We start from the raw sequence: 12,979 nt of genomic DNA on the forward strand, positions 1-12,979 counted from the left end.
CCGTTATTTTAATTCTATATATGCAATTTTTTGGTTTGACCTTTGAAGAGTCTCAGGATAATTTGGTTCGTTCGGGTGCATATCTATAGAACATTGTTGCTATAGCGCAGTATGTGGGTGTTTAGTTGGGGGTTTGTATGAGTTTGTATCATCCCAGTTTCGAGCGGGAAAACTGTGGATTCGGTCTGATCGCGCAGATGGATGGTGAAGCCAGCCACCGCATTGTGCGTACAGCCATTCATGGTCTTGACCGAATGAAACATCGAGGAGGGATCGCCGCGGATGGGCGCACCGGCGATGGTTGTGGTTTGCTTATGCAAATGCCCGTCAGTTTTTTTGAAGCCGTTGCTGCCGAGGAAGGCTGGCATCTCAGCCGCAAGTTTGCGGTGGGAATGTTGTTTCTAAGTCAGGACGAAGAGCAGGCTGCAACTGCCAAATATCTGACTGAAAAGGAACTTGAAAGAGAAACGCTCAGTATTGCTGGCTGGCGAAAAGTACCAGTTAATGGTGACGTTCTCGGTGAGATAGGTAAAGCCAGCGTGCCACAGATATGGCAGGTGTTGGTAAATGCCCCAGTCGGCTGGCGCATTGAAGATGTGGAACGTCGCTTGTATATGGCGCGACGGCGTCTTGAAAAACAACTACTTGATGACAAAGATTTTTATGTTGCCAGTTTGTCGGCTCAGGTTATCGTTTACAAAGGTCTGATGATGCCAGCCGACTTGCCGACTTTCTATTCGGACCTGGCAGACATGCGCTTACAAAGTGCCATCTGTCTATTTCACCAACGTTTTTCCACCAATACGTCCCCCAAATGGCCACTGGCGCAACCTTTTCGCTTCCTTGCCCACAATGGTGAAATCAACACCATTACCGGTAACCGCCAATGGGCGCGAGCACGTGCTTACAAATTCAATTCCCCGTTATTGCCGGATCTACAGCAGGCGGCGCCATTTGTGAACGAAACAGGCTCAGATTCGTCATCGCTAGACAATATGCTGGAAATGCTGCTTGCAGGTGGTATGGATCTCTATCGTGCAATGCGCTTATTGATCCCACCAGCTTGGCAAAGCAACCCGGAAATGGATGAAGAGTTGAAAGCCTTCTATGACTTTAACTCCATGCATATGGAACCTTGGGATGGCCCTGCCGGTATTGTTATGACCGATGGCCGTCACGCGGCCTGCGCGGTGGACCGTAACGGCCTGCGCCCATCTCGCTACATCATTACTAAGGACCGCATCCTGACATTGGCGTCAGAAGTAGGAATTTGGGACTACGCCCCAGACGAAGTCATCGAAAAAGGTCGAGTCGGTCCGGGAGAATTACTGGTTCTGGACACAGTTCGCGGCCGTCTTTATCAGTCATTTGAGATTGATAATGACCTGAAACGCCGTCATCCCTACAAAGAATGGATGGCCAAAAACAGCCGCACGTTAGTGCCAGCCGAGGAACTTCCGGTAGCGCAGCTTGGGGTTAGTGAATTTGATGAGCAGACCCTGCTCAAATACCAAAAGATGTTTGGTTACACCCGCGAAGAGATGGAACAGATTATCTGGGTGCTCGCCAGTAAAGGAGAAGAAGCCATTGGCTCCATGGGCGATGACACGCCGATGGCGGTGCTATCGCGTAAACAGCGCACACTCTACGACTATTTCCGCCAGAAATTTGCGCAGGTCACTAACCCACCTATCGACCCCTTGCGGGAAAAACATGTGATGTCACTGGCGACCTGCATCGGTAAAGAACAGAACCTGTTCAATGAGACCACTGGGCATGCTTACCGGGTAATGTTTAACTCGCCAGTGTTGCTCTATAGCGATTTCCATCAGTTGCTTGGGCTTGACAGCACCTACTACCGAGCCAGCATCATAGATCTGGCATACAATCCCGATGAAGGGCTACACAACGCAATAAAACGTATCACCGACGAGGCCGAGAAACTGGCACGTAGCGGGACGACACTGGTGGTGCTGTCAGATCGTAATATCGCCAAAGAAACGCTGATTATCCCTATGGCAATGGCGGTAGGTTCAGTACAGCAGATGTTGGTCAGCAAAAGCTTGCGCTGCGATACTAATATTATCGTAGAAACCGGCAGCGTCCGTGACCCGCACCATTTTGCAGTATTGCTCGGATTTGGCGCTACAGCCATTTACCCCTATCTGGTATACGAAACCATTGCACAGTTGGCGAAGCAACATCAGCAAGATGAGATTGTGACCGCCATGCTCAACTATCGCTATGGCATCGAAAAAGGGCTGCGCAAGATTATCTCCAAAATGGGCATATCCACCGTTGCCTCATACCGTTGCAGCCAGTTGTTCGAAGCCATTGGTCTAGCCGATGAAGTGATTGAACAGTGCTTTAAAGGTGTGGTTAGTCGTATCCAAGGGGTAGGCTTTGCGGGGATTGAAGCCGATGTTAAACAACGTACTCAAGCAGCCTTCAGAGCACACCAACCTGTGGCTCAGGGCGGCTTACTGAAGTATGTGGAAGGCGGCGAATACCACGCATTCAATCCGGATGTAGTGAATACCCTGCAGACAGCGTTAAATCAGCAAGATTACGGATTGTACAAGCAGTTTGCCAAATTGGTCGATGAGCGACCGGTGACCACCTTTCGCGACCTGATGCGCATCCAAGGAGATAAACCATCGCTGACATTAGCCGAGGTCGAACCCGATAAAAATCTTTATCAACGGTTTGACACCGCAGCAATGAGTATCGGAGCACTGAGTCCTGAAGCTCACGAAGCATTGGCAATCGCCATGAACCGTTTGGGAGGCCGTTCTAACTCAGGGGAAGGTGGTGAAGACCCACGCCGCTTTAATACTGAACGTAACTCCGCCATTAAGCAGATTGCATCTGGCCGTTTTGGTGTTACCGCCCACTATTTGATCAATGCCGATGTCTTACAGATCAAAGTTGCGCAAGGGGCAAAACCAGGGGAAGGCGGTCAGTTACCTGGACATAAAGTCAGCGTGGAAATTGCCACTTTGCGCTATTCACGCCCTGGGGTAACGCTGATTTCACCGCCACCACATCATGACATCTACTCAATTGAAGATTTGGCACAGCTGATTTTCGATCTGAAACAGATCAACCCCAAAGCAATGATCTCCGTAAAACTGGTATCTGAACCGGGCATCGGTACCATTGCTACCGGGGTTGCCAAGGCTTACGCCGATATGATCACGGTTGCCGGATACGACGGTGGCACAGGCGCTAGTCCGCTGACATCAGTTAAATATGCCGGCAGTCCCTGGGAACTGGGGTTATCGGAAGTACATCAGTCATTGGTACAGAATGGGCTGCGACACAAAATCCGCCTGCAGGTGGATGGTGGGCTCAAAACCGGCACAGATGTGATTAAAGCCGCACTGCTGGGGGCTGAAAGCTTTGGTTTTGGCACGGTACCGATGATTGCACTTGGCTGCCGTTATCTGCGTATTTGCCACCTCAATAACTGCGCAACTGGCGTAGCGACTCAGGATCAGAAGTTACGCGACAAACACTTCCACGGTTTACCGGAACGCGTCATGACTTACTTCCAGTTTGTCGCAGAAGAAGTTCGGGAATGGATGGCCAAACTGGGTGTGTCCCGCTTTGAAGATCTGGTAGGCCATACTGAATGGTTGCAACTGTTAGCGGGTGATACTGATAAACAACAGGGGTTAGATTTATCACCAATTCTCTACCGTCCTGAAGTACGTGCCACAACCGCTCTCACCTGGCGAGAACTGAACGAGCCCGCTGACCAAGGTTTGCTTAATCAGGAATTACTGACGAAATGTAGCGAGTTGGTGGATAAAGGTGACGGCTTTGATGCTTGTTTCACAATTAACAACACTGACCGTTCCGTGGGAGCAGCCTTATCTGGCTACATTGCCGGTAAATGGGGCCTCAAAGGTTGTCCGCAGCCGCTACAAATCCGTTTTAATGGCAGTGCAGGTCAGAGTTTTGGCGTCTGGAACAGCCCTGGGCTGGAACTATCACTTTGTGGCGATGCCAATGATTATGTGGGCAAAGGGATGTCGGGTGGCAAGCTCAGTATCTATCCACCATACGGCAGTCCGTTTAAATCTGAGCGCAGCGCCATCATTGGCAACACCTGCTTGTACGGCGCCACTGGTGGTAAGTTATATGCTGCTGGCCGTGCGGGTGAGCGTTTTGCGGTGCGCAATTCCGGTGCGTTGGCGGTAGTTGAAGGCGTGGGCGACAACGGCTGTGAATATATGACTGGCGGCATAGTGGTCGTGTTGGGAACTACTGGCGTCAACTTCGGCGCGGGGATGACCGGCGGCTTCGCCTATGTCTTTGACCAGTTTGGCCGCTTTGGTCGGCGCGTTAACAAAGAGATGGTTGAGTTATTAAAAGTTGACGCTCCCATCCATCAACAGCACCTCAAAAGTCTGATTGAAGACCATGTGGCCGAAACTGGCAGTGAACATGCCAAAGCCATTCTGCATGACTTTGAGAACTGGCTGGATTGTTTTGTGCTGGTCAAACCCAAAAATATTGCAGCGGCAGATCTGCTTAAAGCAAATTTGCCCAGCCCTGAACTAGCAGTTAAAGCGGGGTAATGAGTCAATGAGTAACAACTTTCAGTTTATTGAAGTAGACCGTGTCGATCCTGACAAGCAGCCAACAGCTCTGCGAAAGACACAGTTTATCGAGATTTACCAGCCCTTTACTCAGCAGCAAGTCAGCCAACAAGCAGACCGCTGTCTGGATTGTGGCAACCCATACTGTGAATGGCGCTGCCCGTTGCATAATTACATTCCTAACTGGCTAGATCTCGCCAAACAGGGGCGGATTATGGAAGCGGCAGAGCTAGTGCATGAGACCAATACCTTGCCGGAAGTTTGTGGCCGGGTATGTCCGCAGGATAGACTCTGCGAAGGTTCCTGCACCCTCAATGCTGAATATGGTGCGGTCACTATCGGTAATGTTGAAAAATATATTACCGATACCGCGATTGCTCAGGGATGGCGTCCCGACATGAGCCAAGTGATCGCACGCAAAGAGCGGGTAGCGATTATTGGTGCCGGTCCCGCTGGCCTTGGCTGTGCCGATATCTTGGCCCGTAACGGCGTAAAAGCGGTGGTTTACGACCGCTATCAGCAAATTGGCGGTTTGCTCACTTATGGTATCCCTGCCTTCAAGCTGGACAAATCTGTCATGGAAACCCGCCGTAAAGTGATGGAAGGCATGGGAATCGAATTCCGGCTTGGCACTGAAGTTGGCAAAGACGTAGCGTTCAACGAATTACTGGATGAATACGATGCGGTATTCCTAGGAATGGGAACCTACAGTGCCATGACTTCAGGTCTGCCGGGAGAAGATGCTCACGGTGTTATTCAAGCACTGCCCTATCTCATCGCCAACACGAAAAAATTGTTAGGTGAAACCGATCCGCAGCAACCATACATCAATCTGCAGGGGCAGAAGGTCGTGGTGCTTGGCGGCGGCGATACCGCCATGGACTGTGTGCGTACCGCCATCCGTCAGGGTGCGGCATCAGTTACCTGTGCTTATCGTCGTGACGAAGCAAATATGCCCGGCTCACGTCGCGAAGTGAAAAACGCCCGAGAAGAGGGTGTAGAGTTTCTATTTAATCGGCAACCGACAGCCATTAAAACCGACGACGGTAAGGTCGTTGGCATTGAATGTGTGGAGACCCAGATGGGCGCTGCCGACAGTAGTGGACGTCGCCGTGCCGAACCCATTGCTGGCAGTGAACAGTTATTGCCAGCCGATGCGGTGATCATCGCCTTTGGATTTCAGCCCAGCCCGGCTAGCTGGTTTGCCGATTACGGCATTGAAGTCGATCAGTGGCAACGGGTTAAAGCCCCCAAAGACAGTGACACCCCATTTCAAACCAGCAATCCGAAGGTGTTTGCTGGTGGCGATATGGTGCGTGGCTCAGATTTGGTGGTTACCGCCATCGCCGAAGGCCGTGAAGCCGCACGAGGTATACTCAACTTCTTCGATTAGCAACAAGGCCTATTTTTCTCCCTATTGCGCATCCGCATTACCGCGATGCGCATTTTTTTGTGGCCGCCATTCACTATGGTATATTGAGCCGTTTTTCTATCTGAATTAATAAAGGTTTATCCATGAAGATTGGGATCATCGGCGCGATGGAGCCGGAAGTTGCACACCTGATTGCCGAACTGCAGAGTCCACACACTGTCACCCTCGGTGCGGTGGAATTTGTCAGTGGCCGACTGGCGGGTAAGGACGTCGTTATCACTCGCTCAGGAATTGGCAAAGTAGCCGCAGCGGTGGCAACCAGCCTGCTCATCGAAAAATTTGCCGTTGCTGCGGTTATCAACACCGGTTCCGCTGGTGGTTTTGTGGATGAACTGAATATCGGTGACATCGTCATTTCCAACGAACTGCGTTATCACGATGTTGATGTCACTGCCTTTGGTTATGAAATGGGTCAAATGGCACAACAACCTGCGGCCTTTATCGCGGATACCAAGCTGGTTGCTGCCGCCAAACAGGCCGTCGTCGGCTTAGGTGAAGTGCAAGCGGTTACCGGTCAGATCTGCACGGGAGATAGTTTTATCTGCGATCCTGAGCGCACCTCTATCATGCGTCAGCATTTCCCGCAAATGGCCGCATGCGAAATGGAAGGCGCTGCAGTTGCGCAGGTGTGCCATCAGTTTAAGGTGCCCTTTGTGGTGATCCGTTCACTGTCTGACAATGCCAACAACAATTCACCAGTCGACTTTGATGCTTACCTCGTAAAAGCGGGCAAGCATTCGGCGTTGATGGTGATTGGCATGTTACATCACCTCTGAGCCAAACTGATGCTGGCGACCTTTATCAATAAGTTGCTGACTGAAGATGGCGAATTACTGCGCTATTTCGCCACAATGCTGGTGCCATTACTGGCGATAAAACTGCTGCCACTGCCAGCGCATTTGCAGCCATTACTGTGGTTGGGAGAACTAGCAAATGCGCTTGCGGCGAAAGTGCTGCATACCAACCGTGCGGCCAACCAACAGGCACTGGCGGGGATATTAGCATTACTGCTACTGATATTACCCTTTTGGGTAATTAGCTCACTGCTGTTATATCTGGCGGTATATCCGTGGTTTTTTGAAATGCTGATCCTCTATTTTTGTCTGCAGGATCTGCGCTTTGTTGGCGTTGCGGCCGAGATCAGCCAGTCTTTAAAAGCACAAGACAAGGTGCTCGCCAGAAGTCGGTTGTCGTCTTGGGTCGCCCGTGATACCGAGGAGTTGTCTGAAACGGGTATTGCCAAAACCACCATTGAAACGCTGGTGACGATGCCCGCTTATCGACTGCTGGCAAGTTTGCTGGCTTATATATTATTTGGTGCTCCGGTTTGTTTGCTGCTCGCCATGCTGTGGCAACTACAGCAACGCTGGTGGCCACAAGCCCCCCGCTACCGTTATTTCAGTCAACCATTAAGTTGGGCTAATCAGATGTTGTTCTGGCTACCCTCATGGCTATGGCGATTCTCTTTGGCGATTAACGGAGGCTTACCCTGGCTGTTTAAACGCTTCCCTGTTGTGCAGAACCCTGAACTTAACAGCTACCAGCAACTATATGCTTTAAGCGCAGCGATGCTGCATATTGAGCTGGGAGGACCACAAAAATACACAGGCAACAAGATCAATAGCAACCGTTATCGTTTTGGTAGCTTGCCGTTAGCGGCTGATATTGACCGCGCTCGTAGCCTGGTAAAAGCCGCAATGGCCTTCTGGTTAATTTTGCTCTGTGCCATTCCTGTGATTTGGGTAGTTCTACGCTGGTTTCACGCCCATTAAAAGCTTCATATAATACGTTTGTCGTTTTATGGAATTCAGGAGAGATATCGTGCTGGAACAAATGTCTATATCGCTGACCACTCCAGCGCTGTTATTCCCGGCGATTTCGCTGCTGCTGCTGGCATATACCAACCGTTTTTTCTCGCTGGCAGCACTGATCCGCAGCCTCAGCGCAGCGGAAAAGCCAGTAGCCAGTGAACAACTGAAAAATCTGCGACGGCGGATTGTGATCATCAGACGCATGCAGGAAGCTGGTGTTTCCAGTTTCGCCTTATGCGTGCTATGTATGATACTGATTTATCTGGGGTTCAATCAGGCTGGTTCGCTGGTTTTTGGTGGCAGTCTGCTGCTTCTGTTGTATTCATTGGTTCTATCCGTGCTGGAAATTCGTATTTCAGTGGATGCACTTAACATCCATTTGCAACAAATGGATGATATTTAAACATTGCAACGCAGTGTTGCCGCCGTTTTACCCAAGATTGACCGTTGCTGACATTTCCCTGCGCCCTGAGGGTTGATTCGCTCTAGAGCACAAGGCATTATGCCAGAACCCTCCGGATTTCTGCTGATGGTATTTTTTATACAGTCCGGACGACACTATCCGCAACGGTATCTAAGTCGCAGCGTTTTGTATCAACAATTGTCCGGAAGAGAAAAATAGTTTGCGTTATCTGTGGTTGATTTTAGTCATGATAGCTTTCCCTTTGTTGGCGGATAACAGTGAAATGCCGCGAGAACAACAGATGGCCATGAGCTATATCGACGCCTACACCAATCACGATTATCAGAAGCTGGAAACCTTTTACAACCGTGACAGTGTTTTTATTGATGTCACAGCAGGCCGCAGTTACACCGGCTCTCGCCATATCATTGAATTTCTAGAACGGGCACATCGTGGCGTACTGGAATACGAATTCAACATCGAGCATATGTTCAACTCGGGGTCATTAGTGGTCATGATAGGTAACTATCACTTCAAAGGCCCGGGAGAGCAATTCGGTAAACCCGGGAAAATTATCGATATCGCTATCCCTGGCGTCACTACCCTCAATCTGGATATGTTGAATCACCGGGTAATCAAACATCAAGATTTCATTGACTATCAGACGATGGCGGACCAACTAGCAGTTCAGTAAGCGCTGAAGGAACTCTTTCATTCAACAGCAGTCCCATTAGACAGGAGAGACTAGCTAAATAGCTCGCGTTGTATGAAAGAGGTGTTCATGGGGCGTTTTTTAACCGGCGTAATCTTAGGTTTGTTGCTACTATACTGTGGTAAGGCGGCCGCCACGTTGGAAACAATCGCTCATCAGGCATTACCAGAAGCGCCGATGGTGCTTTCTTACGCAACACAACCTGTCAATCATTTCAACAAGACCTTGGCGCAAGCGCAGCAACAGCAGGTTGCCTGGAGTCACGACCCCAAGCTCATCAGCCAACAATATGCAGGCGCTAGTTTCGAACTGGTGAAATCAAAAGAGTATCAAGGACAAGTCATCACCTACAGTGTCAGGCCGCCTAAACTTGGTCATCCACAGCTGTTATTGATCTTAGCGTTGGACAAAAAAGCCGGTAATTGGGAACTGCATAAAGCCCGCTTGAGTTGGCGTTGCAGTAAAGATGATTTTTTTAGCACCAAGCACTGTAAAGCCAATGCGATTGACTCGACAGAACCCTAGAAAAAAATATCCTCCGGCATAGCCGGAGGTTTTTCATATGCGCCTATAAGGCTCTCCTACCAGCAGCGCCCTAGCAGGCGCATCGCGATCTGACATTTGCATAAAGCGATTACTTACGGCCCGTAAACGGGCTTCCTGCATACGGTATTGAGAGTTGTTCTCCCAATTTATCCTGCTCTAACTGGTGTTTTATATAGCTTTGTATTTTCGAAGTATTTTTTCCTACCGTATCTACATAATACCCTCGGCACCAAAACTCTCGATTTCGATATTTGAACTTCAAGTCTCCAAACTGCTCGTAAAGCATCAGGCTACTCTTACCTTTCAGATACCCCATAAAACCTGAAACGCTCATTTTCGTCGGTATTTCAACAAGCATATGGATATGATCTATACAGCACTCCGCTTCCAGAATATTCACACTTTTCCATTCACATAGCTTTCTTAATATTCCACCAACTGACCTTCGTTTTTCTCCATAAAACGCCTGCCTTCGGTATTTTGGAGCAAATACTATGTGATATTTACAGTTCCATCGCGTGTGCGCTAAGCTCTTTTCGTCCTCCATTGGGACCCCCTTTCAATTTTGTTTAACCCTTGCAGTTGCCAGACCGCAAGTCGTTTTAACAAATTGAAAGGGGTTTTATAACTGACTCATAGCTGAAAGCTTAACGGAACCCCCAGCCTAGCTGGGGGTTTTCACTGCTACAAAAAACAAAGGGCCAGATGGCCCTTTGTGATCGCAAAACATTATCGTTAAACCACGGTGACCTTGGCAAACTTGCGCTTACCCACCTGAAATACGGCAGTCACACCAGCCGCAAAGTGTTGTTTGCCATCATCCAACCGCTCACCATCCATCTTCACCGCGCCTTGCTTAATCATGCGCAGGGCTTCAGATGTAGACGCCACCAGCCCGGCATCTTTCAGCAGATTAGCCACCGCAACACCTTCAGCCCCGGCAGTCACAGTGATCTCTTCGATATCCTCCGGCAAGGCACCTTTTTGGAAACGGTCGATAAATGCCTGATGTGCGGCCTCGGCAGCGGTCTCACTATGGAAACGGGCAATGATCTCTTTTGCCAACAAGATCTTGATATCACGAGGATTAGCACCGTTGCTCACATCTGTCTTAAACTGTTCGATTTCGCCCAAAGGACGGAATGACAACAACTCAAAATAACGCCACATCAGTTCATCAGAGATAGACATCAGTTTACCGAACATCTCATCAGGGGCTTCGCTAACACCGATATAGTTACCCGCAGACTTGGACATTTTCTTAACGCCATCCAGCCCTTCCAGCAACGGCATCATAATGACGGCTTGTGGCTTTTGCCCTTCAGCCTTTTGCAGTTCACGGCCCATCAGCAGATTAAACTTCTGATCGGTGCCACCCAATTCCACATCGGCATGCAGCGCGACAGAGTCATAGCCCTGCAACAAGGGGTACATAAATTCATGGATAGCAATTGATTGGCCCGAGGCATAGCGCTTTTTAAAGTCATCCCGTTCCATCATCCGCGCAACAGTCTGCCGTGATGCTAAGCGGATCATCCCTGCCGCGCCGAGTTGCTCCAGCCAACTAGAATTAAACACAATCCGGGTTTTCGCCGGGTCAAGGATTTTGTACACCTGCTCTTTATAGGTTTCGGCATTGGCCAATACCTGTTCCCGCGTCAGCGGTGGTCGAGTACTATTTTTACCACTCGGATCCCCCACCATACCGGTGAAATCACCGATGAGGAAAATCACCTCATGACCAAGTTCCTGGAAAGTGCGCAGCTTATTCAGGATTACTGTGTGTCCCAGATGAATATCGGGTGCGGTTGGGTCAGCACCGAGTTTAATCTTCAGCGGACGCCCTTCTTGCAGTTTTTCAACCAGATCAGATTCCAGCAGAATTTCGTCAGTACCGCGTTTAATCTCCGCCATTACCTGCGCTAAATCAGCCATTTTGCCAACAACTCCCAAGGCACTTCAAAATCAAAGAGACTTATGTTACTTGTTAGCCAGCCTAATTTAAAGTGTGTAAACTGGTGCGCAATGCCCAAGTTTGACGATTTGGTACCGGGGTCAATGGCAAAACTTATAACGCTGTTCCAACTACTGCCGAAAAAACACCAGATTCTGCTCTGTATTCTCGTTGTCTTCGCTTTTATCGTCCTGATATTTCCCGTTGATGATGCCTCGGCTTCGCGCCAAACACCTGCGACTAACAGCAATATCCGCTACGAGGTGCCACTGGCATTCCGTACGCCAGCGGCACCAGCAGCGGTAGAAACGTCTGAGAGTGGCGTGCCAGAGGAGTCTGAAGCCGCAGCCGAAGCCATCACAGAAGAAATCACCGACGAAACCCAACAGGCGTTGGAGCCGAAAACCGATACAGAACCCAGTGCAATGGCCGAGCTGGAACATTTTGATATCAAGCAAGGCGACACGCTGGCTGCAGTGTTTAACCGAGCACAACTAAGTGCGCGAGAAGTCTATGACATTACCCAACTGCCGCTGGCAAAACAGAACTTAATCAAAATCATGCCGGGTGAAGAGATCATCATTGGTAAAGATAGCAGTGGCGCATTGCAGGAACTGCGCTACCAGATAGATGCTATCTCTACCCTGATCATTTTAAAGAATGGTGAGGGTTATCAAGCCAAAGTGACCAACAAAGATGTGGAAAACCGGCAGCAGTTTGTCAGTGCCGAAATCAAAAGTAATTTCTGGAACGCTGGGGTAGATGCTGGACTGACCCCGGCGCAGATCATGCAATTGGCAACCATCTTTGGCTGGGATGTGGATTTTGCATTGGATCTGCGTGCTGGCGACAGCTTTGCCCTAGTCTATGAACAGGAATATGCCGATGGTCAGTTTTTACGCAACGGTAATATTATGGCGGCAGAATTCATCAACCAAGGCCAGCGTTATACTGCCGTGCGTTATTCCGATGGTAACTATTATTCAGCGGATGGCCGCAGCATGCGTAAAGCCTTCTTGCGCTCACCGGTCGACTTTAAGTATGTGAGCTCTAACTTTAACCCCAAGCGTCTGCATCCGGTTACCGGATTGGTGCGACCCCACCGGGGCGTAGATTATGTAGCCGCCATTGGTACCCCCATAAAAGCTGCCGGTGACGGCAAAGTGATTGAAGCCAGTTACAACCAGTACAATGGTAATTATGTGTTCATCAAACACAATGACACCTATACCACTAAGTATCTGCATTTAAACAAACGCAAAGTCAAACGCGGCGATAACATCAAACAAGGGCAAATTATCGGGACGTTAGGGCGCACAGGCCGGGTAACCGGCGCCCATCTGCATTATGAATTTATCGTCAACGGCACCCACCGCAATCCACGCACCGTTGACTTGCCGAAGGCTTTGCCTATCGCCACCAAAGAAAAAGCTAAATTTATGGCTATCAGTAATCAGCTCATGGCAACCATAGCCCATAATCAACAGATCAGAATTGCCAGACAATAACGGAAA

Annotated in this window: 10 protein-coding genes; 8 read left to right on the forward strand and 2 right to left on the reverse strand. The window is 49.5% G+C overall.

Features of this window, described 5'->3' with window-relative positions; translation table 11 throughout:
* Positions 1-137 precede the first annotated feature (137 nt).
* From gltB to J3L11_RS01555, 7 genes are all read left to right on the forward strand, one after another.
* Positions 138-4,586 (forward strand): glutamate synthase large subunit, encoded by a 4,449-nt coding sequence (gene gltB / locus J3L11_RS01525; RefSeq protein WP_207569804.1) that lies wholly within the window; start codon positions 138-140, stop codon positions 4,584-4,586.
* Positions 4,587-4,593: 7 nt separating this feature from the next.
* The gene (locus J3L11_RS01530) at positions 4,594-6,000 is read left to right on the forward strand and encodes an FAD-dependent oxidoreductase (RefSeq protein ID WP_207569805.1); all 1,407 of its coding nucleotides are present in this window, start codon (positions 4,594-4,596) and stop codon (positions 5,998-6,000) included.
* A 122-nt stretch (positions 6,001-6,122) separates the two neighbouring features.
* A complete protein-coding gene (locus tag J3L11_RS01535) occupies positions 6,123-6,815 on the forward strand; it encodes a 5'-methylthioadenosine/adenosylhomocysteine nucleosidase (RefSeq protein WP_207569806.1) in 693 nt (230 codons plus the stop codon).
* Between the two features lie 9 nt (positions 6,816-6,824).
* A complete protein-coding gene (locus J3L11_RS01540; protein WP_207569807.1) occupies positions 6,825-7,811 on the forward strand; it encodes a cobalamin biosynthesis protein in 987 nt (328 codons plus the stop codon).
* 61 nt (positions 7,812-7,872) lie between these two features.
* Positions 7,873-8,253 carry a DUF2721 domain-containing protein gene (locus tag J3L11_RS01545; protein ID WP_133038165.1) on the forward strand — a complete coding sequence of 127 codons (381 nt, stop codon included), beginning with the start codon at positions 7,873-7,875 and terminating at the stop codon, positions 8,251-8,253.
* A gap of 247 nt (positions 8,254-8,500) precedes the next feature.
* Complete coding sequence (locus tag J3L11_RS01550; RefSeq protein ID WP_133038021.1) at positions 8,501-8,947, forward strand: nuclear transport factor 2 family protein; 447 nt, start codon at positions 8,501-8,503, stop codon at positions 8,945-8,947.
* 87 nt (positions 8,948-9,034) lie between these two features.
* Positions 9,035-9,490: a hypothetical protein gene (locus J3L11_RS01555; RefSeq protein ID WP_189617556.1), complete on the forward strand. Its 456-nt coding sequence runs from the start codon at positions 9,035-9,037 to the stop codon at positions 9,488-9,490.
* A gap of 109 nt (positions 9,491-9,599) precedes the next feature.
* Here the strand turns inward: J3L11_RS01555 and tnpA are convergent, their stop codons facing one another.
* Together tnpA and tyrS are read right to left on the reverse strand one after the other, a co-directional pair.
* Positions 9,600-10,058, reverse strand: a complete 459-nt coding sequence (tnpA, locus tag J3L11_RS01560; RefSeq protein WP_207569808.1) for an IS200/IS605 family transposase — start codon at positions 10,056-10,058, stop codon at positions 9,600-9,602.
* Between the two features lie 188 nt (positions 10,059-10,246).
* Entirely contained in the window at positions 10,247-11,446 is a 1,200-nt protein-coding gene (tyrS, locus tag J3L11_RS01565) for a tyrosine--tRNA ligase (RefSeq protein ID WP_207569809.1), read from the reverse strand.
* Between the two features lie 123 nt (positions 11,447-11,569).
* Between tyrS and J3L11_RS01570 the strand changes: the two genes are divergently transcribed.
* Complete coding sequence (locus tag J3L11_RS01570) at positions 11,570-12,973, forward strand: peptidoglycan DD-metalloendopeptidase family protein (protein WP_207569810.1); 1,404 nt, start codon at positions 11,570-11,572, stop codon at positions 12,971-12,973.
* Positions 12,974-12,979: the final 6 nt, after the last annotated feature.

The organism is Shewanella sp. 4t3-1-2LB, from assembly GCF_017368415.1.
GTDB lineage: Bacteria > Pseudomonadota > Gammaproteobacteria > Enterobacterales > Shewanellaceae > Shewanella > Shewanella fodinae.

Bases quoted from the DNA above. Each gene is read 5' to 3' on its own strand.
- gltB (WP_207569804.1), top strand. From the start codon at position 138: ATGAGTTTGTATCATCCCAGTTTCGAGCGGGAAAACTGTGGATTCGGT.
- J3L11_RS01530 (WP_207569805.1), top strand. From the start codon at position 4,594: ATGAGTAACAACTTTCAGTTTATTGAAGTAGACCGTGTCGATCCTGAC.
- J3L11_RS01535 (WP_207569806.1), top strand. From the start codon at position 6,123: ATGAAGATTGGGATCATCGGCGCGATGGAGCCGGAAGTTGCACACCTG.
- J3L11_RS01540 (WP_207569807.1), top strand. From the start codon at position 6,825: ATGCTGGCGACCTTTATCAATAAGTTGCTGACTGAAGATGGCGAATTA.
- J3L11_RS01545 (WP_133038165.1), top strand. From the start codon at position 7,873: ATGTCTATATCGCTGACCACTCCAGCGCTGTTATTCCCGGCGATTTCG.
- J3L11_RS01550 (WP_133038021.1), top strand. From the start codon at position 8,501: ATGATAGCTTTCCCTTTGTTGGCGGATAACAGTGAAATGCCGCGAGAA.
- J3L11_RS01555 (WP_189617556.1), top strand. From the start codon at position 9,035: ATGGGGCGTTTTTTAACCGGCGTAATCTTAGGTTTGTTGCTACTATAC.
- tnpA (WP_207569808.1), bottom strand. From the start codon at position 10,058: ATGGAGGACGAAAAGAGCTTAGCGCACACGCGATGGAACTGTAAATAT.
- tyrS (WP_207569809.1), bottom strand. From the start codon at position 11,446: ATGGCTGATTTAGCGCAGGTAATGGCGGAGATTAAACGCGGTACTGAC.
- J3L11_RS01570 (WP_207569810.1), top strand. From the start codon at position 11,570: ATGGCAAAACTTATAACGCTGTTCCAACTACTGCCGAAAAAACACCAG.